This window comes from Auritidibacter ignavus (genome assembly GCF_029853775.1).
GTDB lineage: Bacteria > Actinomycetota > Actinomycetes > Actinomycetales > Micrococcaceae > Auritidibacter > Auritidibacter ignavus.
Genome location: NZ_CP122564.1, coordinates 472,082 through 498,422, shown reverse-complemented (window position 1 = coordinate 498,422; position 26,341 = coordinate 472,082). Strand labels below are relative to the sequence as shown.

At 58.1% G+C, this 26,341-nt stretch carries 25 protein-coding genes and 4 tRNA genes; 9 read left to right on the top strand and 20 right to left on the bottom strand.

Going from position 1 to position 26,341, the window contains the following annotated elements:
* Nucleotides 1-48: 48 nt before the first annotated feature.
* Nucleotides 49-435, bottom strand: a complete 387-nt coding sequence (hisI, locus tag QDX22_RS02220) for a phosphoribosyl-AMP cyclohydrolase (protein WP_110098258.1) — start codon at nucleotides 433-435, stop codon at nucleotides 49-51.
* Nucleotides 436-500: 65 nt separating this feature from the next.
* On the opposite strand from hisI, the gene QDX22_RS02215 reads away from it, so the two are divergent.
* Nucleotides 501-1,178 carry a TIGR03085 family metal-binding protein gene (locus QDX22_RS02215; RefSeq protein WP_110101031.1) on the top strand — a complete coding sequence of 226 codons (678 nt, stop codon included), beginning with the start codon at nucleotides 501-503 and terminating at the stop codon, nucleotides 1,176-1,178.
* 30 nt (nucleotides 1,179-1,208) lie between these two features.
* Here the strand turns inward: QDX22_RS02215 and hisF are convergent, their stop codons facing one another.
* The 9 genes from hisF to QDX22_RS02170 form a co-directional block, all read right to left on the bottom strand.
* On the bottom strand, nucleotides 1,209-1,991 hold the full coding sequence (gene hisF / locus QDX22_RS02210; RefSeq protein WP_110101030.1) for an imidazole glycerol phosphate synthase subunit HisF: 783 nt from the start codon (nucleotides 1,989-1,991) through the stop codon (nucleotides 1,209-1,211).
* A gap of 68 nt (nucleotides 1,992-2,059) precedes the next feature.
* Nucleotides 2,060-2,911, bottom strand: coding sequence for an ATP phosphoribosyltransferase (hisG, locus tag QDX22_RS02205; protein WP_110101029.1), 852 nt, complete (start codon nucleotides 2,909-2,911; stop codon nucleotides 2,060-2,062).
* A gap of 36 nt (nucleotides 2,912-2,947) precedes the next feature.
* A complete protein-coding gene (locus QDX22_RS02200; RefSeq protein WP_110098254.1) occupies nucleotides 2,948-3,211 on the bottom strand; it encodes a phosphoribosyl-ATP diphosphatase in 264 nt (87 codons plus the stop codon).
* A gap of 34 nt (nucleotides 3,212-3,245) precedes the next feature.
* Nucleotides 3,246-3,986, bottom strand: coding sequence for a nicotinamide riboside transporter PnuC (gene pnuC / locus QDX22_RS02195; protein ID WP_110101028.1), 741 nt, complete (start codon nucleotides 3,984-3,986; stop codon nucleotides 3,246-3,248).
* Nucleotides 3,987-3,991: 5 nt separating this feature from the next.
* Nucleotides 3,992-4,690, bottom strand: a complete 699-nt coding sequence (gene rpe / locus QDX22_RS02190) for a ribulose-phosphate 3-epimerase (RefSeq protein ID WP_110101027.1) — start codon at nucleotides 4,688-4,690, stop codon at nucleotides 3,992-3,994.
* A 68-nt stretch (nucleotides 4,691-4,758) separates the two neighbouring features.
* Nucleotides 4,759-6,309, bottom strand: a complete 1,551-nt coding sequence (locus tag QDX22_RS02185) for an RsmB/NOP family class I SAM-dependent RNA methyltransferase (protein WP_110101026.1) — start codon at nucleotides 6,307-6,309, stop codon at nucleotides 4,759-4,761.
* Nucleotides 6,306-7,361, bottom strand: a complete 1,056-nt coding sequence (gene fmt / locus QDX22_RS02180; protein ID WP_110101025.1) for a methionyl-tRNA formyltransferase — start codon at nucleotides 7,359-7,361, stop codon at nucleotides 6,306-6,308. Before fmt ends, QDX22_RS02185 begins: the two co-directional genes overlap by 4 nt.
* 1 nt (nucleotide 7,362) lies before the next feature.
* Nucleotides 7,363-7,992: a peptide deformylase gene (gene def, locus QDX22_RS02175; RefSeq protein WP_110101024.1), complete on the bottom strand. Its 630-nt coding sequence runs from the start codon at nucleotides 7,990-7,992 to the stop codon at nucleotides 7,363-7,365.
* A 32-nt stretch (nucleotides 7,993-8,024) separates the two neighbouring features.
* Nucleotides 8,025-8,873, bottom strand: a complete 849-nt coding sequence (locus QDX22_RS02170; protein WP_110101023.1) for a cytochrome — start codon at nucleotides 8,871-8,873, stop codon at nucleotides 8,025-8,027.
* Nucleotides 8,874-9,170: 297 nt separating this feature from the next.
* Here QDX22_RS02170 and QDX22_RS02165 point away from each other — a divergent pair.
* The 4 genes from QDX22_RS02165 (at nucleotide 9,171) to QDX22_RS02150 (ending at nucleotide 9,590) form a co-directional block, all read left to right on the top strand.
* A tRNA-Gly gene (locus tag QDX22_RS02165) sits at nucleotides 9,171-9,244 on the top strand.
* 17 nt (nucleotides 9,245-9,261) lie between these two features.
* Nucleotides 9,262-9,332: transfer RNA gene (locus QDX22_RS02160), tRNA-Cys, on the top strand.
* 86 nt (nucleotides 9,333-9,418) lie between these two features.
* A tRNA-Val gene (locus QDX22_RS02155) sits at nucleotides 9,419-9,492 on the top strand.
* A 21-nt stretch (nucleotides 9,493-9,513) separates the two neighbouring features.
* Nucleotides 9,514-9,590, top strand: a tRNA-Gly gene (locus QDX22_RS02150).
* Between the two features lie 75 nt (nucleotides 9,591-9,665).
* On the opposite strand, the gene zapE is transcribed toward QDX22_RS02150, so the two are convergent.
* Nucleotides 9,666-10,730, bottom strand: coding sequence for a cell division protein ZapE (gene zapE / locus QDX22_RS02145; protein ID WP_110101022.1), 1,065 nt, complete (start codon nucleotides 10,728-10,730; stop codon nucleotides 9,666-9,668).
* Between the two features lie 259 nt (nucleotides 10,731-10,989).
* Between zapE and QDX22_RS02140 the strand changes: the two genes are divergently transcribed.
* Together QDX22_RS02140 and QDX22_RS02135 are read left to right on the top strand one after the other, a co-directional pair.
* Nucleotides 10,990-11,898, top strand: coding sequence for a sulfurtransferase (locus tag QDX22_RS02140; RefSeq protein WP_110098246.1), 909 nt, complete (start codon nucleotides 10,990-10,992; stop codon nucleotides 11,896-11,898).
* 146 nt (nucleotides 11,899-12,044) lie between these two features.
* A complete protein-coding gene (locus QDX22_RS02135; protein ID WP_110098245.1) occupies nucleotides 12,045-12,485 on the top strand; it encodes a SufE family protein in 441 nt (146 codons plus the stop codon).
* A gap of 44 nt (nucleotides 12,486-12,529) precedes the next feature.
* Here QDX22_RS02135 and QDX22_RS02130 read toward each other — a convergent pair whose 3' ends face one another.
* The 7 genes from QDX22_RS02130 to QDX22_RS02100 form a co-directional block, all read right to left on the bottom strand.
* Nucleotides 12,530-13,264, bottom strand: a complete 735-nt coding sequence (locus QDX22_RS02130; protein WP_110098244.1) for a GOLPH3/VPS74 family protein — start codon at nucleotides 13,262-13,264, stop codon at nucleotides 12,530-12,532.
* Nucleotides 13,265-13,270: 6 nt separating this feature from the next.
* Complete coding sequence (locus QDX22_RS02125; RefSeq protein ID WP_110098243.1) at nucleotides 13,271-13,912, bottom strand: HIT family protein; 642 nt, start codon at nucleotides 13,910-13,912, stop codon at nucleotides 13,271-13,273.
* Between the two features lie 3 nt (nucleotides 13,913-13,915).
* Nucleotides 13,916-15,919, bottom strand: coding sequence for a threonine--tRNA ligase (gene thrS / locus QDX22_RS02120; RefSeq protein WP_208392110.1), 2,004 nt, complete (start codon nucleotides 15,917-15,919; stop codon nucleotides 13,916-13,918).
* A 123-nt stretch (nucleotides 15,920-16,042) separates the two neighbouring features.
* The gene (locus QDX22_RS02115; protein WP_146206426.1) at nucleotides 16,043-16,603 is read right to left on the bottom strand and encodes an AMIN-like domain-containing (lipo)protein; all 561 of its coding nucleotides are present in this window, start codon (nucleotides 16,601-16,603) and stop codon (nucleotides 16,043-16,045) included.
* A 168-nt stretch (nucleotides 16,604-16,771) separates the two neighbouring features.
* The gene (locus tag QDX22_RS02110) at nucleotides 16,772-17,266 is read right to left on the bottom strand and encodes a YybH family protein (RefSeq protein ID WP_110101020.1); all 495 of its coding nucleotides are present in this window, start codon (nucleotides 17,264-17,266) and stop codon (nucleotides 16,772-16,774) included.
* Nucleotides 17,267-17,299: 33 nt separating this feature from the next.
* Complete coding sequence (locus QDX22_RS02105; protein WP_110101019.1) at nucleotides 17,300-20,860, bottom strand: DNA polymerase III subunit alpha; 3,561 nt, start codon at nucleotides 20,858-20,860, stop codon at nucleotides 17,300-17,302.
* A gap of 552 nt (nucleotides 20,861-21,412) precedes the next feature.
* Complete coding sequence (locus QDX22_RS02100) at nucleotides 21,413-22,240, bottom strand: SOS response-associated peptidase (protein ID WP_110101018.1); 828 nt, start codon at nucleotides 22,238-22,240, stop codon at nucleotides 21,413-21,415.
* A 179-nt stretch (nucleotides 22,241-22,419) separates the two neighbouring features.
* Between QDX22_RS02100 and QDX22_RS02095 the strand changes: the two genes are divergently transcribed.
* Complete coding sequence (locus QDX22_RS02095; protein WP_110101017.1) at nucleotides 22,420-23,511, top strand: S-(hydroxymethyl)mycothiol dehydrogenase; 1,092 nt, start codon at nucleotides 22,420-22,422, stop codon at nucleotides 23,509-23,511.
* Nucleotides 23,512-23,596: 85 nt separating this feature from the next.
* Entirely contained in the window at nucleotides 23,597-24,241 is a 645-nt protein-coding gene (locus QDX22_RS02090; RefSeq protein WP_110098236.1) for an MBL fold metallo-hydrolase, read from the top strand.
* 87 nt (nucleotides 24,242-24,328) lie between these two features.
* Here QDX22_RS02090 and QDX22_RS02085 read toward each other — a convergent pair whose 3' ends face one another.
* Both QDX22_RS02085 and nrdF read right to left on the bottom strand, forming a co-directional pair.
* Entirely contained in the window at nucleotides 24,329-25,165 is an 837-nt protein-coding gene (locus QDX22_RS02085) for a thioesterase family protein (protein WP_110101016.1), read from the bottom strand.
* Nucleotides 25,166-25,354: 189 nt separating this feature from the next.
* On the bottom strand, nucleotides 25,355-26,335 hold the full coding sequence (nrdF, locus tag QDX22_RS02080) for a class 1b ribonucleoside-diphosphate reductase subunit beta (RefSeq protein WP_110101015.1): 981 nt from the start codon (nucleotides 26,333-26,335) through the stop codon (nucleotides 25,355-25,357).
* Nucleotides 26,336-26,341: the final 6 nt, after the last annotated feature.

The following is a 26,341-nucleotide window of genomic DNA, read 5'->3' as shown; positions in this document are numbered from 1 at the left end:
GGTCGGGTTTCGGGGCAGGGGTGATGATCACAACGACGTGACCGGACATTAGTGTTGGATCACCGGGATTTCCCGGTCAGTAAAGCAACTGGTGGTGCCGGTGTGGCAGGCTGGTCCGGTTTGGTGAACTTTCAGGAGCACCGTATCGGCATCACAGTCCAAGGAGACGGAAACCACCTGCTGGATGTGCCCTGAGGTCTCGCCTTTGCACCAGTATTCCCCGCGCGAGCGGGACCAGTACCAGGCCCGTCCGGTGGTCAGCGTCCGATGGAGTGCTTCATCGTCCATATATCCCAGCATCAACACCTGGTCGGTATCAGCGGACTGGACGATGGCCGGAATCAATCCCTGGTCATTATGCTTCAGCCGAGCGGCGAGTTCCGGGTCGAGTCCACCGGTGTGAGCGCGGTCTGGTGCGTGGTTGGGAGCATTCATGATTCTTCTAGTCTAAAACGGCTTGTCCACTATCGAGTTCACATCAGACATGCTAGGTTCCAAGTGTGACGGAAAAAGGGTCTGGTGCCCTGGCAGGGGCGGATGATTTTGTAGCGGCATCCCGCGATGCCCTGGTCTCGGCGCTCCTGGCGGCCGGACCTGATCAGCCGACCCTGTGCGAGGGCTGGCAGACCCAGCATTTGGTTGCTCATTTGCACCTGCGAGAGTCATCCCCCCTGGCTGCTGGATTGCTGTTTGCCCCGCTGTCGGAGAAGCTCCATGAGCGCACCATGGAGTTGGGTGACCAGTGCACGTCGGTGGCCGAGTATCATCGCCTCGTCGAACAATTTGCTCGGGGCCCGAAACCGGGACAGAAGCCCTCAACCGCGCGTAAAGTCGCCACCACGTTCCGTCGCACCTTCGCGGGAAAACGACTCGCTGAGGTTTCCAATCTCCTGGAATTCTTCGTTCACACCGAAGATATTCGACGCGCCCAAAACCGATGGGCACCACGCAAGCTCGCGCAGGACTATGCTTCAGCACTTTTTGAACAACTCAGCCACACCGCCAAGTGGCAGTATAAGAAGTCCTCGGTGGGAGTCGCCCTGGTGCGTTCCAACGGTGAGCGTATTGTGGCCAAGAATGGATCGGAGTTTACCTACATCACCGGACCGGCCGGTGAATTGGTGATGCACGCTTTTGGTCGTACCGACCACGCTTTGGTACTGATCGACCAGGCCTAGACCTCATTCACCCTCGCACACGGAGTGAAATCACTGGCCTGAGCACCGAACCGGGAAACCGGCCTGTCGTATCTGCTCCTTGACCCGAGCAATCATTTCGTGGGGCCCGAAGTGGAAGAGCGAGGCGGCCAAGACTGCATCGGCGCCGGCCTGAACGGCCGGAGGGAAATCCTCGGGTTTACCCGCGCCACCGGAAGCAATCAGGGGCACGCTGGCATGGGGACGAACCGCCTGGATCATCTCTAGGTCAAAACCTTGCTGAGTCCCGTCGGCATCAATAGAGTTCAACAGGATTTCGCCCACCCCGCGGTCGCAGGCCTCGCGCACCCACTCCACAGCGTCGATCCCGGTGCCGCGTTGACCACCGTGGGTGGTGACCTCAAAGCCAGAGAGCACCTGCGGGTCACTGGTTCGACGAGCATCAACCGAGAGCACAAGCACCTGGTTGCCAAACCGTTGAGCGATCTCGTTGATCAGTAGCGGACGTGTCACGGCCGCGGAGTTCACGGAGGTTTTATCGGCACCGTGCCGCAATAGCCGGTCGACATCGTCAGTACTGCGCACCCCACCTCCAACCGTGAGCGGGATAAACACCTGCTGGGCTGTTTGTTGCACCACCTCGTAAGTGGTCTCCCGGTCGGCGGTAGTCGCCGTCACGTCGAGGAACGTCATCTCATCAGCCCCAGCTGTGTTATACCGGGTGGCCAGCTCTACTGGGTCCCCGGCGTCACGCAGGTCGGTGAAATTCACTCCTTTCACCACGCGACCGTCATTGACGTCCAGGCAGGGAATAATACGGATAGCGACTGACATTGACGAAGCAGTTCCTTGTCGTAGTTCGGGGACAGCAGGGACGTGGTGCGCGTGGGGTCGGCGCCGGTCTAGAGCCGAATAGCGTGAATGGCCGAGGCCAGGATGGCCCGAGCCTTCAGCTGGTACAGCTCGTCCATGATCTTATTCATGTCCTTTTTCAACACCATGGAGCGCACCGCGACCCAGTTGTCATCGGCCAGCGAGGAGATGGTCGGCGATTCCAGGCCCGGGGTGACAGTGAGTGCCTGATTCAGATGTTCCCGACGGATGTCGTAGTCAATCATCACGTAGCGACGGGCGACCAACACAGACTTCAGACGGCGGATCAGCACATCCAGACCAGTGGGGTGTTGGCCCGTGCGAGTGATCAGGATGGCCTCGGAGTGCATAATGGGGTCACCGATGACCTCCATTCCTGCTGCTTTGAGAGTGCTACCGGTCTCGACCACGTCAGCGATCGCATCGGCCACGCCCAGAGATACTGAAGATTCCACGGCACCATCTAGGTGAACGATACGGCCAGGGGTGATCTCCAACGTATCCAGGTAGTCAGCAAGCAACCCGTCGTAGCTGGTTGCAATACGTTTACCGGCCAGCTCCTGAACGTTCGTGAAGTGCCCGTGAGGTGCTGCGAACCGGAAAGTCGACTCGGCGAAACCCAAGGCCATGATCTCCTCGGCGGTATCGCTGACCTGTGCATCGACGAAAAGGTCACGACCGGTCAATCCGATGTCCAGGCTACCGTCGGCCACATAGACGGCGATATCGCGTGGGCGGAGATAGAAGAACTCGACCTGATTGTCGTTGTCGACCATGACGAGTTCTTTACGGTCTCGACGTTGCCGGTAGCCAGCTTCGAGAAAGATGGCTTGGGCTGCTTCGGATAGGGAGCCTTTATTCGGCACAGCGACGCGCAACATGGGTGTGTTTTCTCCTTGGTGTAGTCCCGAGATGACTTAGAGGTGCCGGTAGATATCCTCGAGCGTGAGGCCTTTGGCGATCATCATCACTTGGAGGTGATAGAGCAACTGCGACATTTCCTCAGCGGCTTCGGCATCGGTTTCATATTCTGAAGCCATCCATACCTCGGCAGCTTCTTCGACGATTTTCTTGCCGATAAAATGTACCCCCCGGTCCAGTTCAGCAACGGTGCCGGAGCCTTCTGGACGGCTGTGGGCTTTCTCAGTGAGTTCGGCAAAGAGTTCTTCGAAGGATTTCACCCCTTCAGACTACCTGGCTTTCCTCGCTTGTGAGTTAGCGCTCACCCGATGCGTCAGAATGAGACCCGGGTTGCAGAGTGGGGTCCGGCATGCGAGTTTCTATTTCGGGCTTCTCGTGGGCTCTGGCGTGGGCCCAGACAAAGAATCCTGCCAACGTAAACGCACCGTAGAAGATGTACATCGATCCGGTTGCGTAATACCCGGCCGAAAACAGCAGGGGCACCCCGACGATATCGACCGCGACCCAGATCAGCCAGAATTCAACCCACCCTTTGGCCATTCCCCAGGTCGCTAACAGCGAGCCGACAAATGTCCAGGTGTCTGCCCAGACCGGTTCATAGGATCCCAAGAGCCTAAACAGGGGTGTGATGGCGGCGGTGCCTCCCACCAGGGCAATAATTAATCCCAGACGCACCGGCCAGGAAGCCCACTGTGGGGTAATCGCCGTGGATTCTGAGTCGTCTCGTCCTGCTTCACGTTCTTTCTTCGATCGCTGCCATTGCACCCATCCGTAGATCGACACCACGATGAACATGATTTGGCGACCGGCCTGACCGAGTAGATTAACCGCGTCTTCCCCACCGAAAACACCTGCAAGAAAGACGGTCAGTAGCAACATATTGCCGATGATGCCCACCGGCCACGCCCACACCCGACGGACCATACCACCCAGCGCAGAGGCCAGACCGAACAGGTTCCCCACGACCTCACGGACCAGTAGACCTCCACCGGCAACCGGGATCGTCCAGTCGAAAACGTCGATGAACCAATCCATACCAGTCAGCTCGCTGTGCTCCGCGATGGGGTCTGAGGGCATCGGTGGCCTCGGGCAGCTAGGATGCGTAGCTGATCAATGGCTTCGCTTGCATCCTCGGCCCCGTAAACCGCCGAACCAGCCACGAACGTGTCGGCGCCTGCTGCTGCCGCACGTTCAATGGTCTCCGCATTAATCCCCCCGTCGACTTGCAGGGCCACCGGTAGTTCTGCCGCACTGATCGCCTGGCGGGCCCGGCGAATTTTCGGCAGGACCATCTCGAGGAATGCTTGGCCGGAAAAGCCCGGCTCGACAGTCATCAATAACAGCATGTCGAGTTCTCCCAGCATGTCCAGGTACGGCTCTATGGGGGTGGCTGGTTTCAACGCCATCGAGGCCCGTGTACCGGTCGCACGTAACTGCTGTGCTAAGCGAATCGGGGCCGCTGAGGCTTCGGCATGAAAGGTTACTGACTCCGCGCCTGCCTCGGCGTAGGCTGGGGCCCATCGGTCGGGGTCTTCGATCATCAAGTGGATATCGAGTCCTAGATTCGTGGCCCGACGAATTGCCTGGACCACCGGCAAGCCGATGGTCAGGTTGGGAACAAAATGATTGTCCATCACGTCGACGTGCACCGCATCAGCAGTGGGTATTTTCTGCAGTTCCTCGCCGAGCCGAGCAAAGTCGGCCGAGAGAATAGAGGGATGAATCTGCGGTATTGTCACGGTGCTCTCTCTGATGTGTCGGGTGCGGATGAGGTGAAGTGTGATGGTGGAGGCGGGAAACTCTTAGCCTAGTCAGGCCCGTCGGTTTTGGCCATCAACGCAATGAACATGGCATCGGTGTGATGCAGGTGTGGCCACAGCTGGGCGGTTGCCGGTTGTCCTTCGGCACTGGGAGTCAGACTGGTTCGCTCCAACCGGTCGGTGGCGGCCCGCAGAACCGCTGCCGGCGTATCGACCAGTCGCAACTCAGGGTGGCGCTGGAGTAAGTCCTGGACTTGGAGCTGAGTTTCCACCTGATGGGGAGAACAGGTGACATACCCCAGGTATCCCCCCGGCTCGAGCAACTCCACGGCCGCATCAGCCAGTTGCCGTTGCAACTGAGAAAGCACCGCCAAATCTTGCGTGGTGCGACGCCACCGCGACTCCGGACGGCGGCGTAGAGCACCCAGCCCCGTACAGGGTGCATCGAGCATAATGCGGTCAAAGGTTTCGGGTGCTCCGTGTTGTGCCAGTCCGTCGGTGAGTTCCCGACCGTCGTAGGTGACCAGCTCCCAGACCGAGCCTTCCACCGGTGCCAGAGCCTGGCCCACCAGGCGCGATCGATGCTCGGAGACTTCATTGGCCACCAGGTGCGCACCGGCGCGTTGGGCTTCTGCCGCCAACAGCGCGGCTTTACCGCCCGGACCGGCGCACATGTCTAACCATCGTTCGCACTCCCCGACCGGGGCAACCTCGACCAGGGCGCGGGCAGCCAATTGGGAGCCGACGTCCTGGATCCGCACAGCTCCGGTAGCCACACCGGGGATCTTGCCGGCGTCGCCACCGGAAAAAGTGGCCGCATCCGGGGCCAAGCTTGAGGGTTCCGCGCCGTGATCCAATACTGGCTGAAGTTCTCCGATTCCCGGAAGTGCCACGAGATTCACATCGGGGGCCAGATTATCGGCCTCCAAGAGTTGCACCAGCTCACCGGCGGATCGGCCGTGGGTCACCAAAGCTTGTTTCAACGCACGAACAATCCAGCGTGGGTGCCCATACCGGATGGCCAGATCATCGTCACCGTCACCGGGCGCCAACTTTTCCAGCCACTCATCGAAGGTGGCGTGCGATACCTTGCGTAGCACCGCGTTAACCAATCCGGACGGTCCGGCACCAATCTGGTCTCGCACCAGGGCCACTGTGGAGTCCAGCGCGGCGTGGGTGGGGACCCGCATATGCATAAGTTGGTGAGTTCCCAAACGCAACACGTCGAGCACTTCGGGATCAAGCTTGTCCAATTCCCGGTCCACACACTCGGCCAGAATCGCATCGTAGCTACCCTGCCAACGCAGGCTACCGTAGGTCAGCTCTGTAGCGAACCCGGCGTCACGTTTGTTCAGCCGGTTGCGCCGAATGTACTGCGGTAGCACCAAGTTTGCGTAGGCATCATCGGCCGAAACAGCACGTACCACCTGGTAAGCGGTTAGCCGCGCCGGATCTGCGGTGCGGTTGCGGTGCGAGGGCGCCTGGGAGGAATACTGCCGTTTCTTGCCCGAGGCACCACGGTTGCGAGTTCGTCCCTGCCGGTTTCGACGTTCACGACGTGGTTCAGCAGCCGAGTTGTCTTGGTATGCAGTGTTCATCGTCTCTGATCTGTCTTCCCTGTGCTGGCCACGAATAGATCGGGGGCGGTCGCGGTAGTCAGGAGTCTGACCGGTGCGTTCTGACCGCGAGCCCAATTAATGGCGGGCATCATTTTCTTCCCGGCCGGCTGGATTGCGGTAATTTCGACGCTTCCCTCCGCACAACTCAGCACGACGCGCTTGCCTCGCACGCTGAGGGTACCGGCCTGGGATGCAGTCGGCTCCTCCGGGGTGACTTGACGTGCGCCGCCGAGCTTGACTCGCACTGCTTGAGCCGTGGGGTCTTCGTCACCGCCGTCTGCCGTCGGACCGAGGTTGTCGGTGACCAGCATCCCCCAAGCGCCCGGCTCCGGGGTGGTGCCGTTAATCCGGGCGAGCACGCGCTCAGCCGGCTGGTTAGCATCAATCAAACCATCGACGCCCGAGAGCTTGGGGGCGTAACTAGAGTCCCCGGTCTGTGCTCGTGGCGTCACCGTTCCGGCCGAGATCGTCTCCACGGTGTGTGCGAGAAGCTCTCCTCCGCGTGTTGCCATGTCTTCCAGCACTGCACCTGCGGTTTGCTCCGGGTCGATGGTGTAGTTTTGTCTGGCCCACACGGCTCCGGAATCGAGCCCTTCATCGAGCTGAAATACCGTCATTCCCGTGTGGTACCGACCGTCAATCATGGCCTGTTGAACCGGGGCCGCGCCACGGTACTCGGGCAAGAGCGAAAAGTGTAGATTGATCCAGCCCAGACGAAGATGCGCCAACACGTCTGCCGGTAGCAGCGCCCCGTAGGCAACCACAACACCCAGATCGGGTTGGAGCTCATCGAGCTGGGGCAGCACGGATTGGCCGTGGACACCACTGAGCCGGTTGGCTTTGATGACCGGTAGCCGGTGGTGCGTGGCATAATCAGCCACCGGTGAGGCCGTGAGTTTCTTGCGTCGTCCAGTGGGGGCGTCCTGACGGGTCAAAACGCCAACGATCTCCACGTCAGTGCTGATCGTAGCCCGCAGGGATTCCAGCGCGGTCACCGCGGGCTGCGGGGTGCCGGCAAACAGTATGCGCATCCTAGCCTCGTTTTCCTCCGGGGGTATGTTGCTTCAGGCTCGGGGCCAAGTGCAGGCCGGCGGAGTGACCCTCGCGCATAAACGCCGAGCCGATCTGCTCGGCCCGTTGATGCTGGGTCTGGGCGGTGTCAGCCTTGAACTGTTTGGTATTCATCGCCCGGCGCGCCTGATGCCGTTGTTCGCCCTGCAGACGATCCACAAACAGGTGACCGGTCAGATGATCGGTTTCGTGCTGAAGCATCCGCGCGAACAAGCCGTGCCCGTGGTAGGTCACTGCCTGGCCTTCAGTATTGAGTCCGGTTACTGTCGCTTCTGCGCGCCGGGGTGGCGCGTAGAACAGTCCCGGTACCGACAGGCAACCTTCCGACGGCTCGTACAATACGTCACCGCTGACCTCGAGGACAGGATTGATGACGTGACCTTGCCGACCCTCCACGTCGAAGACGAATAACGATTGGCTGACCCCGACCTGGGGGCCGGCTAACCCGACACCATCGACCGCCTGCATCGTTTCCATCATGTCTGTGATCAAACGTCGTAGTTTGTCGGTTCCGAAACGAGCCGAATCAACCTCTCGGCAGGTAGTCTTCAGGACCGGGTCTGGTACCGTGCGTAAAGCTAAAACAGTCACCAGGCCACCCTATCCCGATCTGGGCGCACGGCCTAGCGCGCCCTCGCCGGCGGGGCAATGGGTCGTAGCGCAGGAGGAGTGTTCTCCACCACGCGGGCGTACTCCCAGGCTTGACGCAGTGACCAGAATTTGCGCCAGTGATCGGCCAGCACCTCGGGGCGGGCTTGATAGGCCACTGCTTCGGTTTCGCCCAGGGCCACCGCCAACAGCACCGCGTCATGCCCAAATTCCCAGGGCACCCAGCTACCCTGGTCGGCATCACGTAAGGATTCTTCGGCTTTCATGCCGGCGGTCAATTGCATGACCACTTTTTCATCCAGTGGCTTCACCCGCCCATCACGGGTCGTGCCTTTGGTTTTGTAGTCAATCAAGCAGATCCGGCCACCAATTTCGGCCACCAGATCCAACGTCCCGGCATAACCGACCGTGTGATTCCACACCGTGACTTCAGCGGCCAGAGCGCGGACCTGATAGTTTTCCCACCACTCATCGAACCGGTCCGCGAAAGCAGTCTCTGCGTGCTCGACCAGCAGTTGACGAGCCTGTGGCACCTGATGAGATTGACCCAGCTGTGCGCGGGCCACCTGTTCTGCATAGTAGTGCACCCGGTCACCACGTTCGGCTGCCTGGTCGCGGTACTGGCTGGCGGCCTCATTGGCGTGTCGAGCGAGCGCTTTGAGTTTGGGCCCGGAGCCAAGCGCCTGTGGCAATCGGGTATCTGTGATCAGTGCCTGGGTGGCCATATAGCTGGCCCAACCGGTCAGGTCAGCTGGCTGTTGCGCAATGACCGTGGTGATGGACGGAACTTGGGGAGCATCCCGGGTACTTCGGGCATACATACGTCCGGCAGGTGTTTGATGCGCCAACAGGGGTTGAGTCATAGTCACCATTGTCGCCGATGACCACCGACAGCTCCAGATTGAGTCGTGACGATCGCGCCCTGGTGCAGTGGTGCCCATGAGCGCTTGATCACACGACACTCACGCGTCCTTTCTCGGTCTGCCGCATCATTGCGGGCTCACGGTGGCATACGAAGGTGTCTGTTGGGGGCTAAACACCGCAGGATCCCGCTCACGACACACCGCCACTGGTGCTCGATTGGACGAATCGTGAGTTTGTGTAATAGAGTTTCAACTCGTTGGAAATCGCCCCCGGGGCTCCGGACGCGGTTTTCTGATGCGGATGTAGCTCAGCTGGCTAGAGCACCACCTTGCCAAGGTGGGGGTCGCGAGTTCGAATCTCGTCATCCGCTCGCAGAACAAGCACCCTGGTGGGGTGGCCGAGTGGTGAGGCAGCGGCCTGCAAAGCCGTCTACGCGGGTTCGACTCCCGTCCCCACCTCAGATGCTCCCCCGGACAGGGTGGTAACCCAGTAGTATGGGGAGTGTTCAAGTTCTGATACTGTGGTCGATGGCCACGGCATCTGAGCGCGATTGGCGCAGTTGGTTAGCGCGCTTCCTCGACACGGAAGAGGTCACTGGTTCGAGTCCAGTATCGCGCACTGAACCGGTGCATGGTTCATGCGGATGTAGCTCAGCTGGCTAGAGCACCACCTTGCCAAGGTGGGGGTCGCGAGTTCGAATCTCGTCATCCGCTCCAACACCAGGCTGGTCACGCGAGATCGTGACCAGCCTGCTTTTGTCTCTGCAACCCCCGCCGGTGCCGAAACCGGGTCTACTTTGCTTCGGTTTGGCCGAGCACACCTTCCCGTGCTAACGCGGTCATGCGCGAGACCGTTCGGAAATATTTCTTCAGGTACCCGCCGTTCATCATCTCCTCGGTGAACAGCTGGTCGAATGGCACACCGGAGGCGATAACCGGAACGTCCTTATCGTAGAGTCTGTCGGCCAGCACCACGAACCGCAGGGCCATCGCCTGCTCGGTAATGGTCTCCACGTCGTGGAGCACCAGCACGTCGATATCCTTGACCAATTCGCGATAACGGGAGGGATGAACCTGTGAGAGGTTTTTCATCAACGCTGCGAAATCGTCGACCGCCACGACGTGGGCTTCGGGGAAGTTCTCCTGGGCCAGGTGTTCAATCTTGTCATCCTCCACCGGGTCGGGGGCTTCTTCCAGACCGCGGTGGCGGTAGTCTTCACCGTCAATGCGGACCACTTCAAATTGAGAGGACAATACCTGAATCTCCCGTTTGAAGTCTTGGGCAGCGAAGCGTCCTTCTCCGAGTGCACCTGGCAAAGTATTGGATGTAGCCGCCAGTTTCACCCCGGCATCGGCCAGCTCACGCATCAGACGCGACATCAGCACGGTATCGCCGGGATCATCGAGTTCGAACTCGTCGATGCACACCAGTGAGTACTGTTTGAGCACCTCAACGGTTTTGCTAAAGGTTAGTGCCCCGACCAGGTTCGTGTACTCCACAAAGGTACCGAATGCTTTATGGTCGCCTCCGGCCGCATGCCACAGTGAGGCCAACAGGTGGGTTTTCCCTACACCGAAACCACCGTCAAGGTACAGGCCGGCAGGCTGGTTGTCCTTCTTCTTTTTCTTCCCAAATAAACCGAGGAACCCTCCGGAGGTGTTCGAACCGGAACCGGAGATGGACTCGGCGAATTTTTTCAGACGACTGACCGCTTCAGCCTGAGATGGATACCGATCATCAGGAATGTAAGTCTCGAACGACACCTCACCAAAGCGATAGGAGGGGTGGAATCCTGCCAGCAGTTGTTCGGCAGATACCTGGGGTTGACGTTCGGCCAAGCGGACAATCTCGGTCACGAGGAACAGGCCCTTCTGGTAGGAAACGATGATGAGAAGAAACCAGTGAAGTTTCCTGTCACGACACTACCCCGAAAACTTCTCGCCCCGATACATCTGCCAGAAGACATCCTGTTTCGTCCCGACGAGCGCACCTGCATCCTATGACTTTGTATGACGCAAACACCCCCGGGGCCCTGCCATCGACCATCGTCGAAGATTAGGGTTAAACCCACACAGTGACGTGAGTCAATGACCCCAACGGAAAGGTGCAACCACGATGAGCGAGACACAAAACACTCCCCCGGTCGAGTCCAGTGAATACGCCCACCCGGAAAAATTGGTCTCCACCGCGTGGGTTGCCCAGCACAAAGATGATCCCAACGTGGTGATCTTGGAGTCCAATGAAGACACGCTGTTGTACTCCACCGGCCACATCCCTGGCGCGGTCAAAATTGACTGGCACACCGAACTTAATGACCCGGTGACTCGTGACTTCGCGTCGCCAGAACAGTTCGCCGAGGTGGTCGGTTCCAAAGGGATCGACCGCGACACCACCGTGGTGTTCTACGGCGATAAGTCCAACTGGTGGGCTGCCTACGCACTGTGGGTATTCACGCTCTTCGGTCACCCAGACACTCGGTTGATGAATGGTGGACGGGATAAGTGGATTGCCGAAGGACGCGAAATCACCCAGGAGAAGCCTGATGTCAGCGCCGTCGAGTACCCGGTTGTGGACCGCGACGATACCACCAACCGTGCGGTACAATCCCAGGTGCTCAACCATATTGGCCATCGCCCCCTGATCGATGTGCGCTCCTTCGCTGAATACACCGGAGAGACCACCCACATGGCCGGCTACCCGCAAGAAGGAACCCTGCGCGGTGGACACATTCCTACCGCGCAGTCGGTGCCGTGGGCCTCGGCAGCCCGCGAGGATGGAACCTTCAAATCGGTCGAGGAACTTCGCGAGATCTACACCCAGCAGGCTGAACTCGGTGATACCGATGATGTGATTGCCTACTGCCGTATTGGTGAGCGTTCTTCCCACACCTGGTTCGTGCTGAAGTACCTACTCGGCTACGATTCGGTGCGGAACTACGACGGCTCCTGGACAGAGTGGGGTAACTCGGTGGGTGTGCCGATTGTAGAAGGCGAAGAACCCGGCACCGACCCACGGTCGCACTAGGTCAGATTCAGAACCGGATCTGGTCTGCTCAGCCCACAGTGATGGCACCTGTTGTCGTTAGGATGACAGGTGCCATCGGCGTAGAATGGAGCGGTGCCGGTGGCCCAGATCAGCGCCGGCAGGTCCTTCGTTGCTGAAAGGGTGTTATGACCGCAACCTATCCCGCCCCGCTACAGGAGATCATCGACGATTTTCAGGCCGTTCCCGAGGCAGACCGTCTGGAATTACTTTTTGAATTCTCCGAGGAGTTGCCGGAGGTTCCGGAAAAATACGCCGGGCACGAGGACGAGATGGAACAGGTTGTAGAGTGCCAGACCCCACTATTTTTGGCGGTTGAAACCGGTAAGGGAGAAGACCCCGAGGTGACTCTGGTGATTTCCGCGCCAGCGGAGGCACCCACGACCCGCGGTTTCGCCTCAGTGGTCCTTCAGGGGATTTCCGGTTTCAAAGCCTCCGAAATTCTGGCCGTGCCCGATGATATGGCCAGCCAGCTGGGTCTGACTAAGGCACTCACACCCTTGCGTTTGCGTGGCATGAGCGCGCTCTTGGGTCGCATCAAGCGTAATATCACCGAACAGCTCACCTAAAAGCCAACCTTGGTCTCCTCACGGTCTGTGGCAGTTGGTGCTTCTTAGTCCTTGCCACGCAAGTCACGGGTGCCGGGCAAACCGGAGGCCCCGCCACGGGTTGCCGTGAGGTGTTCTGCCAGGACATTTTCGGTAGCTTGCAACACCTCGGCAACAGATTCAGTCACGGAGGTCTGCGTCATGCCCGGGCGGGTATACAGCACGCGCGAGACCGTATCGGCGCTGAAGTTCGGGAAGACCTGGTCTAAGATGCCGGTCATGTTCATCAGCGCCAGCACCGGCCAGGTGGTGAGATCCACAGGCTCATTTTCAAATAACGCTCCGCGAAGCACCGTCACAATGTCGACGTTCTCGAACGCACCCCACTTCCGGTACCGGGTGCAGGGCCAAATGCCCAATATTTTTTTGTTGAGCTCTTCGACCATCTGCCGTTCTTCGAGCTGAGCCAACACCGCATCGAACAGCGCGGTACGACCGAACCGGTAGATCCACTGTTCGGCGTCCTGATTCTCAGGGGAATCCTCTAGGACCTGGGATATTCGCGCCAGCGGCGTGTCACTTCCAGAAAACTCTTCTGATTGGATGACCAGGTCCTGCGTGACAGTCAGCAGGCCACGGCGGGTAAGGTCCGCTAATTCAGCTCCGGCCAAGGCCAACGACACCATGTTTTTGGAAGCCAACAATTTTCCACGATCATCGATGCATAACAGCAAGAACATCTCGCCCAGGCTCAGGGGGTTCTGCGTGGATTCGTCCTCGGCAGGGGTGTAAGTAGTCATAGCGCCTCATTGTGAACGGTCAGCGGCATCGGTCTGGTGACCGGACTGCGACTGGTGGTGGTCAAATTCTTGGGTCGCCTCCGGCCAATCCTCGGCGATGAGCTCGCGCATTTCTGCCAGAGTCTGCGTCAGTGCTTTAGTCTGGGCGATAATGGGCATAAAGTTCCCGTCTCCGCCAAACCGCGGGACAATGTGCTGATGCAGGTGGGCCGCAATCCCGGCACCGCCGACCTTGCCCTGGTTCATCCCCAGGTTATACCCCTGGGCTCGTGAAACCCGTCGGAGCACGACCATGCCAATCTGGCTGAGACGTCCGAATTCGGCAGTCTCTTCGATGGTTAGGTCCGTGTAGTCAGGAACATGACGGTACGGACACACCAACAGGTGCCCGGGGTTATAGGGATAGAGGTTCATCAACACATAACAATGCTCACCCCGGGTGACAATCAAGGAGTCCTCATCGCTACGTGAGGGGCCAGCACAGAACGGACAGCTTGCTTCATCCTTGACTTGTCCCTGGCCACGCTTGACGTAGGCCATCCGGTGTGGGGTCCACAACCGATCGAGCCGGTCCGGGGTTCCCGGCAGCTCAAAGCCATCGGTCACCTCGGCGTCTTCTGGGTGAGGAGTCTGTTGGTTATCCGTCATGATTTAAACCTGCTCTTTAGTCTCCACCGCCTGCACAATGCGTTCAATGGCTTGATCGATCGGCACCCCGTTGTCCTGGGAACCGTCCCGATACCGGAAGGAGACCGCACCGGCTTCTTGGTCTTCTCCCCCGGCAATCAGCACGAAGGGAACTTTCTGCTTCGAGGCGGTGCGGATCTTCTTCGGGAATCGGTCGGTGGAATCATCCAATCGCACCCGAATACCGCGCTCGCGCAACCGTTGCACAATGGTGTCCAAGTAGTCATTGAATGCCTCCGCAACCGGGATGGCAATGACTTGTTCGGGAGCTAACCAGACGGGGAAAGCACCCGCGTAGTGTTCGGTGAGCACGCCAAGGAAGCGTTCAATCGAGCCGAACAGCGCGCGGTGGATCATCACCGGACGCTGCCGGGTGCCGTCGGCTGCCTGGTATTCCAGGTCGAAACGTTCCGGCAGATTGAAATCCAGCTGGATGGTCGACATCTGCCAGGTGCGTCCGATGGCATCGCGAGCCTGGACGGAGACCTTCGGTCCATAGAAGGCAGCCCCACCCGGATCGTCAACCAGTTCCAGACCGGAGTCGGTGGCCACTTCGGCCAGGGTGCGGGTGGCTTCTTCCCAAATCTCGTCCGATCCCACGAACTTCTCGGGGTCCTTAGTCGACAGTTCCAAATAGAAGTCGTCGAGCCCGTAGTCCTTCAGCAAGTCCAGCACAAACTTCAGGGTATTGGACAGCTCGTCTTTCATCTGTTCGCGGGTGCAGTAGATGTGCGCGTCATCCTGTGTCATCCCGCGCACGCGGGTCAGACCGTGCACGACACCGGATTTCTCATAGCGATAGACCGACCCGAACTCAAATAACCGCAACGGCAGTTCACGATAGGACCGGCCACGAGAGGCAAAGATCAAGTTGTGCATCGGGCAGTTCATCGGCTTCAGGTAGTAGTTTTGGCCCTGGCGAGTGACGTCGCCGGTCTCTGGGTCCCGCTCTTCATCGACATGCATCGGCGGGAACATCCCCTCGGCATACCAGTCCAGGTGGCCGGACACTTCATACAGGTGCTGTTTGGTGATATGCGGGGTATAGACGAACTCGTAGCCGGCTTCTTCGTGGCGGGTCCGAGAATAGTCTTCCATTTCCTTACGAATAATTCCGCCCTTGGGGTGGAAGACCGGAAGACCGGAACCGAGCTCATCGGGGAAAGAGAACAGGTCTAGTTCGGCACCGAGTTTACGATGGTCACGACGCTCGGCTTCAGCCACGCGTTCCTGGTAGGCTTTCAGATCCTGTTTGGTCGGCCAAGCGGTACCGTAGATGCGTTGTAGCTGCTTATTCTTCTCATTCCCCAGCCAGTACGCGCCAGCGGCGCGGGTCAGGGCGAAAGCATTGGAGATCAGCTTGGTGGTCGGCACATGCGGTCCACGGCAGAGATCTTTCCAGACGGTTTCACCATGGTGATCGATGTTGTCGTAGATGGTGATTTCGCCGGCGCCAATCTCTACTGAGGCGCCTTCGCCGGTGGTATCGGCTTCGTGCTGTTTGTCGAGCAACTGGAGTTTATAGGGCTCGTGAGCCAGCTCTTCGCGGGCTTGCGCTTCGGTGACTTCACGGCGACGGAAATGCTGAGTCTGGTTGACAATTTTCAGCATTTTCTTTTCCAGAGCCTTCAGGTTTTCTGGGGTAAAAGGTTCCTCGACGTCAAAATCGTAGTAGAACCCGTCGGTAATGTAGGGGCCAATACCCAGCTTTGCATTGGGATACAGCTCTTGAACGGCCTGGGCCAGCACGTGTGCGGTCGAGTGACGCAATACCTCGAGACCTTCAGGGTCGGTGATGTCCACAGCCACCACGTCGGCACCATCGGGAATGGTGCGGGACAGGTCCTGCAATGCGCCATTGACTTTCATGACCACCGTGGTTTTTTGATCGACGAAGAGTTCGGTACCGGTTGTCTCTGCGCCCACCGCACGTTGTTCGCCATCAACGGTGATCGTGATTTGGTTCATTTCGGCCACAGGCCTGTTCCTCCTTGATGTCAGGTTGAGCTTTTGATGGCATACGGGACCACCAAACAACCACAGCACATTCTACGCCTGACCCCGGGTTCTCCCCTATTTCGCTGAGTGTTGTCAGTCATGGGCGAGGTCAATCACCACGCGACTGGGATTTTCGAGAACCTGCACGCGGTACTGACGTTGTTGGTCCACGCCAATGTAATAGGTCGAGGTGGCCTCCCAGGGTAAGTAGGTCACCACATCTTGGGCCACTTGGGCATCCAGGGAGGTCACCCGATGCCCGTTCTGTAGCGCCTGGGCTTCGTCAACCTGATCGTGGGAGGCCATGCCGGTGAGATTGATTTCTAAATAGGTGCCGGAAGACTCCTCGGCTCCCGGAATGGGTTCCCCAATACCTGGAGCCAGTGGGTGATCGGTGTATTCAGCCCGATAGGCCGGTGTTCCGCTCCCGGCGTGGTCGATGACAATGCGGTCATACCCCTCGTGGACCGCTGACCGCACACCGGTGGCATACAGGCCGTCACCCTGGGAAGAGTCCGGGAATCCCTCAGATTCCTGAACACCGGAGCTCAGCGGTGGCTGATCCCCTGACGTGTCCTGGTCGGTTGCTGACGGACTGTTGCTGTCAGTCAGCGTTTTCTCGCCCGGCTTTAACGTGTTTGATGGCCTGTCCATAACCGTCTGTGACGGACTCGGAGTTGAGGCAGTGGTGGCTGATTCTGGGCTCGCGGGCTCCTCCGGCTCCTGGGAATCGTTCGAGCAGCCTGCCAAGGTCACCGTCAGCATTAGTCCGGCGGTCAAGACCAGCCATGAAGTCTTCATCATAAGACAACAGTATTCCCGTTAGAGCCCAGTAGGGCCGGCATCGACACAAGCTGCGAGACCATGAGTGGTGAGATCAGTCTGGTGCGCGGAGACGATACGCCAGTGTGCTCCACCGGTGGTCGCTGACTCCGGTGAGGAATGCGTTGTTCGGGCGAGGACGAAACTCATGATCATGCGACGGGGGTGATCAGCCGGTACTGTGCGATCGTGGTGTCCGGTCATGGTGACGCGGGCCTGGACCATGGCGTGGCGGTCGCCCAGCATGCGTAGTTCGACCCGGCCGACGATGATGCTTGCCGCCCGCAGGGGGCCCTGAAAGTCTTCCGCGTGAGCTCGCTGAATCTCGTCGTGGCCTGTCCACCACAATCCGGTGTCACTAACGAATGAGGCGTCAGCAACAAACAGTTTGGCTAAGTGGTGGTCGTCGTGTTGATTCCAGGCCTGCTGGAATGCGTAGACGATGTTTTTGGGAGCAGCCAGGCTAATGGGTTGATCTGGTGTGCTCAGGTACATGGTGGTCCCTTCGTTTTTGTTTGTGTCCTGAGATCATGGTTGTGGAGTGCTGTCAAGGGGCGTGGGTTCCCACGTCTCGGGATCTGGAACGGGAATGGGCCGGGCATGGTGGGGTATGACCTTCAGCGGCGGAAGCTTGCGGTCACGGTCTAACCAGGCGGCCCATTGCTCTCGGGTTTTGTCTAAGTAGTCCGGGTCGGGCAGACGTTGCCGGTCATGGAGGTCCCAAGCCCGAACAGCCTGCACATTGACCGCTCGGCGACCGGTTCTACGTGTCGTACCTTCAATGAGCAAGAGACGGGAACCAAACAGCAGGTTGCCGGAGTTATGTTGGGCCTCAGTAAAGAACGTGGTGTCAACGAGTCCGGTCCCGTCATCGACAGAGATAAACACCACCCGACGTCCGCTACGCATCGGCGGAGTTTGAGTAGCAACTCTAACTCCAGCAACCAACACGCGAGATTGAGTGCGCAGGCTCAACAGTTTGTCAGCTGGGGTCACGCCCAGAGCATTCAGATACGGGTAGTGGGATTGCATCAGGTGCGCGGTGGTATCCAAGGCGGTGAGATCTAATTCGGTCGCAACCTGTTCGGTTACCGTCGGAGCAGGAAACAGTGCCGGCAGGCTCGACAGCTCGGTGTCGGGAAGTTCAAAGGCCAGTTGCCCGGGAATTTGACGCGACGGTTTGCGGACTCGACGGCCCGACAGGTCTCCTGTGGCAGAGTCTTGTCGGGCATGTTGGTGTTGCAGATAGTGCACCAGATCGGTCCGCGACAGCCCGTGCGGGGTGATCAGAGCATCGAGAGCACCGAGCTGTGCTAAGTGTTCTAAGGTCCGGCGATGGAGTCCGGAGCGATCGCGCACATCAGCCAGGGTGGTATAGGGTCGTGCCGCGAGGAGACGTTTTCGTTCGGTCGCGCTCATGCCCGAGACCGTCGTCAGCGACAGCCGGATGCCCCAACGCTTTTGGTCGGGCACCCATTCCAGGTGCATGTGCTCAGTGGACCGGTTAATATCGACCGGAAGCACCGGGATACCCAACCGGCGGGCTTCGGCGACCATCACACGTTGCGGATACATACCGGGGTCGTGTTCGAGTACTGCAGCCATAAAGGCTTCGGGGTAATGGGTTTTTAGCCAGGCTGAATGGTAGGTCGGCACCGCGAAGGCTGCCCCGTGTGCTTTACAGAACCCAAATGACCCGAAAGCTGCCAGGGTATTCCACACCTCGTCGATGACTGCGCGGTCCCAACCTCGTTGGTGTGCCCGGGAACGAAAATAGGATTCAACCTTGTCTTGTTGCTCCGAGCCGAGTTGACGACGTAGCTCATCGGCTCGGGCCAGTCCGCAACCGGTCAGTGTATCCAGGGTGCGCAGAATTTGTTCATGGAATACCGTGACCCCGTGGGTCTCTTCCAGAATCCCTTGTAGCGCCGGGTGAGGATAGTGCGCCGGGGCATCTCCGTTGCGGAAATCAAGGAAAGGCCTCACCATGTCGGATTTCATGGGGCCGGGGCGAAATAACGAGATATCAATGATCAGGTCATTGAGGTTTCGGGGTTCCAGTTTGCCGATCAGCTCACGCTGGCCCGGTGATTCAATTTGGAAACATCCGAGGGTGTGGGTACTACCGATCATGTCGAAGGTAGCGCGATCATCGCGGCTGACGTGTTCGAGGTCGATGACTTCCCCGGTGGATTCCTGGATCTGCTGGAGCGTGTAGGCGATGGTGGACTGCATGCGCACTCCCAGCACATCCAGTTTCAACAGCCCCATCGAGTCCATGTCGTGTTTATCAAACTGACTCATGGGCAAATCGATCCCGGAAGGTTGCACCGGGGTGCGATCGAGCAGGGTGGAATCGGAGAGGATCACCCCGCAGGGGTGCATGGAGATGTGTCGTGGCAACCGGTCGAGGCGTTCGGTGATATCAACTAGTAAGTCCAGCTGGTGATTGCCCAAGCTCCGTTGGGCCTGTAACCGGTGGGAGAACTCTGCTAGTTCTGGCATAGTCTCCATGGCTTCTCGAAAATGTGAGGCTGAAAACCGCCACATCTGTTGGGCAATGGCATCGACGTCGTGTTCTTCCATGCCCAGGGCACGTCCAGCATCACGGATCGCCCCGCGAACTCGGTACCCGTTTTGCATGCTCATTAACGTGGTGCGTGAGTCACCGAAGCGATCAAAGATCGCTCGGTAGATCTCGTGGCGTCGGGCAGATTCGACGTCGATATCAATATCGGGCAGAGTCGACCGATCTTGAGAGAGGAACCGTTCAAAGATCAGCTCGTGTTCGATGGGGTCGACATCTGAGATACGTAAAACGTAATTGACCAGCGAGGACGCACCCGAGCCACGGGCCGAGGCACGCACTCCCATGTTCTCAATCATGGCAACCACTTCTGCCACGGTGAGAAAATAGCTGGAAAAATCCAAGTCCTGGATGATGTTCAGCTCGTGTTGCAGGCGATGGGACAGCTGAATTCCGTGGCGGGAATGTTCCGGCACTCCGGGAAAGCGTTGAGTAAGTCCGGCCCGACAACGTTGCGTGAGTTCACGTCCGGGATCTGCGCTCAGACCGATCACCCCGGTTTCTGGCACCCTGGGTTGTCCCCATCCAAGATCGGTTCGAGGATCCAGCACACACCGGCGAGCCAGCTCTTGGGTACGGGTGATCAGCTGACGGGCTCCGCTCAGACCGGTACCTGCCTGATGCGATATTTCGCCAGCCAGCTGGTGCATCTGTGCGGAGCTTTTCAGCCACCCTTGGCCAGTGGGCTGAAGATCGTGTAACTGATCTAAACTGGTCAAGCTACGGGCCGCATCCAGCACATCGGCGGTGGCTGCTTGATCGGGGCTAACATAGCGCACCGCATTGGTGAGCACCGAGGGAAGTCCCAGGTCTTCGGCAACCCGTAAAAACTTCACCGCGTGTGAGGTTGAGAGTCGTTGCCCCGGCGGAGCTAGATGGCTGACAACCTCAATCCACAGCCCACCGTGTGGCAGGATATTTCGCCATTGACGTAGCAACTTCCGCCCGTCGTGGTAACGCCGTTGGGCAAAGGCGCGACCGACCGGTGATTCTGGACCCAGCAGAACATAGAGATCCGGTGCCGGTGCCGTAGTAGAGTAGCCGCCTCCCATGGCATCAGCCAGCTCTGTGACGGTGATGTAGGGGGCTCCCCCGCTGGTTCCGCCCAGCGTGTGTGCATGGGCCTGAGAGATCAGCCGTACCAGCGCACGGTAGCCAGCACCCATATGAGGTGAGGAGCATGACCCGGCCTCATGATGACCGGCTGCCAAAATAGTGAGGCGTCCTAACCGATGGCGTGGGATACGGCCTGGTTTCGGTGCAGGATGATCTCCAGCGACCGCTAGGTTAACTCCCACCACAGGTGCAATCCCGTGATCAAGACATGCGCGGAGGTGCTTTGCCATCCCGTAGAGCCCATCACGGTCTGTGAGCCCTAGAATTTCTGCCCCATCAGCAGCTGCTGCAGCCACTAAATCTTCTGGCCAGGACACACCGTAGTGCGTACTATACGAGCTGGAAACATTCAGATGGGGAAACGGCGAGGTATGCCGGATGCCCATCCCTAAGCGGTTTCCCGTTCGGCAAGCTGGGCACCATCGTGAACCTTAATGAGCCTCCACAGCCCGGAGTCCAGATGATGGGAGACATCCACGGTCATCACCGGTTGCGTGGACGAAGATATAGCGGGTCTGATCTGTAGGCGCCATACTTCGTGATCGATCATCCCTTGGCCCCTACCAGCGACAAAACGTGATTGTTGGGACCACCAGCGGCAACGTTGAAACCAACGCTGTGGTTCAGCGACCACGGTATAGTTTCGGCCCTTGAGATGCAGATGTAAGGGCATGCCGGCCGTGGTGCACACGACCCGAACAGATTGAGTTAACAACCCCATGATGATGCCTTCTTTCACCATACTTCCAATCAATCAGCCTGGTTCTCAGGCCAAATATGCAGAAATGGGAAGCACATGATCGTTGGGAAGGCCGATCATGACCACCAGTCTAAGAGAACATTCGTTCTAACTGCAACTGAACTTATCGGGCTACCAGGGACAAGATAAGAACATTTGATTGGTAGATAAAAGAGGGTGTGCGACCAAGCGAAGGATCTTAGAGTCCTGGAAGATGTTGCGTCTCGACCGGTTTAGTCAGTTCGGGGCCGTTGTTGCGCACATTGCCGACCGCGGTCGAGACCGGGTGCATCTGCCACTGGTCGCCCGCTGTGTCGTAGGCTTGTGCAACCACGGTATCGACCAGAGCTTGGGCCTGATCAGCATTGGTCAATTTCTCCGGCGCCAGCCAGTGGTCCATGGTCAACTGATTCATGGGCAACGGAAACCGATCATGCAGTCCCGCTAGCTCGTCGAGGACCTCGGGGCTACTACCGGGTTCCGGAGAAGCCCCGGTGAGGATCGTGGTAGACAGCACCCAGCCACGCGGATCATCGGTGGCTATTTCAGGGTCAGCCCACCATTCGTATAACCCAGCAAAAAAGATCGGGGCACCGTCTTTGCGGCTCACATAATAGGGCTGTTTTTTCTGGGTGCCTCGTGCAGTGGTACCGGGAAGCTTTTTCCACTCGTAGTATCCATCGACCGGAACCGCGCAACGTTGGGATCGAACGGCAGCACGAAAACTTGGTTTGGTGACCACCGTTTCTGATCTGGCATTGAACGTTCTGGACCCAAAGGACAGATCCTTCGCCCAGCCAGGGACCAGACCCCAGTGTGCCAGATGAACCTCCCGGCGCACGTGTCCGCCGGAATCGTCCGCGTTTTCGGACGTTGCCTCGACCGGTCGCTCCACGACAATCGCTACGTCCTTGGTCGGAGCCACGTTGTAGTCTTCACGGAGTTCTAGCTGTTCTTCCGGGGTGTGAGCCCCTGCGGCTGCAACTAAGTCGCCGATCGCTCGAGCCATCACAAATCGTCCGCACATGGTGCCAGTATGCCACGAGCTGCTCAAGCGTTCATGGTGAAGGACTGATCACAGCTTGCGGTAGCAATAATAAACAAACTCTTATATTTCGGTGCCGAACTGTGATGAGATGGAGAGCAAGGGAAAATTCCCTCTCACAACACTGAGCTTTCGTCAATTGAGGAGCGTGTGTTTCCCTGATGTCCCACCACGTCAAAGCAGCGGTTGTTAAATCCCAAGATGACCCGGTCTCCATTGAAACCATCGTGGTCCCCCATCCTGGGCCCGGTGAAGTCGTCGTCGATGTCAAAACCTGCGGCGTCTGCCATACCGATTACAGTTATGTCTCCGGTGGCGTAGGCGATAATTATCCGTATCTTCTCGGCCACGAGTCCACCGCTGTCGTCTCCGAAATTGGGGAAGGCGTTACCGAAGTTGCTGTCGGCGATAAGGTCATTCTGAACTGGCGAGCTGTCTGCGGTGAATGCCGCGCGTGCCGTAAGGGTGATCTGAAGTACTGTTTCAATACCCACAACGCCACCCAGAAAATGACTCTGGAGGACGGGACCGAACTCGAAGCAGCCCTGGGTATCGGGTCCTTTGCCGAGAAAACCCTTGTTGCCGCCGGTCAGTGCACCAAAATCGATGAAGTCCCAGAGTCTTCTGACGCTGCCGTAGGACTGCTGGGTTGTGGCGTCATGGCAGGTATCGGTGCTGCCATCAATACTGGCGAGATCAAACGAGGGGAAGCTGTGGCAGTCATCGGTTGCGGTGGTGTCGGCATGGCCGCTATTGCCGGGGCACAATTGGCCGGAGCTACCACGATCATCGCCGTCGATATCGAAGATCGGAAACTCGAGCAGGCGAAGCAGTTTGGTGCCACGGAAACGGTCAACTCGAAAAATACCGATCCGGTAGCTGCCATCCAAGAGCTGACCGGTGGGTTCGGAGCCGATGTCGTCATTGAGGCAGTCGGTCACCCTGAAACCTATAAACAAGCCTTCTACTCCCGTGACTTGGCCGGTCGCGTGGTCTTGGTCGGTGTACCACGCCCAGACATGGAGATCACCCTTCCCTTCCAGGATGTCTTCTCTCATGGTGGCGCTCTCAAATCGTCCTGGTATGGCGATTGCTTGCCGTCTCGAGATTTCCCGATGCTTGTTAACCAGTACCGGCTGGGGCGCCTAGATCTCAATGCTTTTGTCACCGAACGAATTGGTCTCGATGACATCAATGGTGCTTTCAAAAAGATGCACGCGGGCGATGTCCTCCGCTCGGTTGTCGAGCTCTAACATCCAGTTTCGTTGCGACACTTTGTGCTCCAAAACCTCTGATTACCCGATACCGACCGTTGAGCGGTCCGAAGGAGAACCGACCATGACAGCCCGCATTGACCACCTCGAAACGTCAGGAACTTTTAGTCTCGATGGCGAAACCCATCAGGTCGACAACAATGTATGGATCGTCGGTAACTCGACCGAGTGCATCATCATCGATCCAGCGCACGATGCCAATGCTGTCCATCAGGCAGTCCAAGGTCGCAACGTCGCCGCTATCCTGCTCACGCACGGTCACGATGACCATATTTCCGAAGCTCTCACAGTTCGTGATTTCGTCGATGCCCCGGTTTTGCTCAATGCTGAAGACCGGATGCTCTGGGACGCGGTCTACCCCGTCCAAGGTCCCGACGGATCTATTCAGGACGGAGATACTTTCACGATTGCTGGTGTCACCTTAACAGCGTTTGAAACCCCCGGTCACTCGCCCGGATCCACCTGTTTCTATTCTGCGGAGCTGGAAGATGGGCAGGGCGCGGTCTTCACCGGTGACACACTTTTTGCTGGGGGGCCCGGTGCTACCGGAGGACGGTCCTACACCAGCTTTGACGCCATCATTAAATCGATTTCCGAGGTGTTGTTGGAGTTGCCTGAATCCACGCGGGTATTGACCGGTCACGGTGAGTCCAGCACCATCGGCACCGTCAAACCACACCTGCAGGAATGGATTGATCGCGGATACTAAAGATTATCGCGAAAACCAATCACAAGCGCTTATTCAGCAGTGGCCGGAGACCTGTCGGGCCACCGGCCACAACGATAGGCATGCATGTTAGGCCCTCATATCACGTACCGACAGTGACTGTTCGGCACGCCCGAGATATCCTTTGCTGTCGGAAAGCACCGTGGAGGTAATCCCCAGACCGTTATCGCCCAACGACACCGAGGTGGCCATCCCCAGCCAGTCCTCAGAGGGTTCGCGCATCAGGTGGATGCTCAGGTCAACGTTGGCGAAATAGACCTCGTCGTGATAGGGCTCGACTGCTGGTGCCAACCCGTTGGCGATATCGATCATCCCGATCGCGTGCGCGAACGGGCTGGTTGGCTCATCCAGGATCATGGGAATCTCCGTATTGGCCCAGATCCGACCGTGTCCCGGCGCGTGATCGTCTGCTGCCCGAGATTGAATGGAGGCCACCAGTCCCCCAGCCCACCGCTTATTGAAGCCGGCATCCGGGGAACACTGATCAATCGGAGCGAGAAGTGTGTCATCATGCAGACGGTGCGCCCGGGACGTATCAGAGGAAATGAGTCGCCAGGTCCGCGCAGTCAGTACCGCACGGCCTTGGGCCTCCACAGTGGACTGAACCAGCTCGATAGTGCGACCGGGGCGAATGTTGCGGGTGGTGACCTTCACTTCGCCGGCATGAAGCTTGCCGAGAATATCGAAACTGATACGTGAGGTGGTGAAGTTCTCACGCGGTTCATAGGCCTCCAGTTCCGCGGCGACCAGGCCAGACACAGCAGCCATGTGCAGTTCATCGTCTTGCCAGGATCCAGTGGCATGTTCTGTTGAGGTGAAATATGAAATCCGAGTTCCCTCAGTGAACTCGGTTGCCCCGGATCGAACGAAATATGCGTGTGGTGTGGAGTGTGTTTCTTCAGCCATAACCGCTATCTAACCACTTTTTCACCACAAATATGAGGTCACACACTCCCGAAGGGACCGAATGACTCTCAAAGAGTCGTCCTGTCAATCTGTTTGACTCTTTGGCGTTGCTTCTCGACGTGGAGCTAACATAGCTCAGCCCCGCAGGTTTCTGCGGGGCTGAGCTATCGTGGTGGCGTGAAGTATTAGTTAGAAGTCCCAGTCGTCGTCTTCGGTTTCCTCAGCTTTACCAATCACGTAGGAAGAACCAGAACCGGAGAAGAAGTCATGGTTCTCATCAGCATTCGGGCTCAACGCCGAGAGGATCGCCGGGTTCACATCGGTGAGGGTATCCGGGAACATGGCCTCGTAACCGAGGTTCATCAGGGCTTTATTGGCGTTGTAGTGCAAGAACTTCTTGACGTCTTCAGCCAATCCCAACTGATCGTAGATGTCGTGGGTGTAGGTAACTTCGTTGTCGTAGAGATCTTGCAGCAGGTCGAAGGTAAATTCCTTCAGCTCTGCCTGGCGCTCCGGGCTATCGTTGACCAGGTTGCGTTGATATTTGTACCCGATGTAGTACCCGTGCACGGCCTCGTCACGGATGATCAGTCGGATCAAGTCTGCGGTGTTGGTCAAACGTGCTTGGGAGGACAGGTACATCGGCCAGTAGAATCCGGAGTAGAACAAGAAGGATTCCAGCATCGTGGAGGCAATCTTGCGCTTCTGGGGGTCATCGCCTTCGTAGTGTTCGACCACCTGGGAGGCCTTGTACTGCAACGTGGGTTCGTCCCCGGCCCAGCGAAACACCTGGTCAATGGCGTCCGTGGAGGCCAAGGTCGAAAAAATCGAGGAGTAGGACTTGGCGTGAACTGATTCCATGAAACAGATATTGGTGTATACCGCTTCTTCATGCGGAGTCAGCGAGTCCGGCATCAGCGAGACCGCACCAATCGTGCCCTGAATGGTATCGAGCAGGGTCAGACCCGCAAAGATCTTCATGGTCACGTCTTTTTCTTGGTCGGTCATTCGCGCCCACGACTGTAGGTCGTTGGAGAGCGGAACTTTTTCAGGCAACCAGAAGTTCGAGGTCAGACGATTCCAGACCTCCAGGTCTTTTTCGTCTTCTATATCGTTCCAGTTAATGGCCTGAAAGTTCGTGAACCGTGCTTTGACTTCTTCAGGTGTCATGATGTC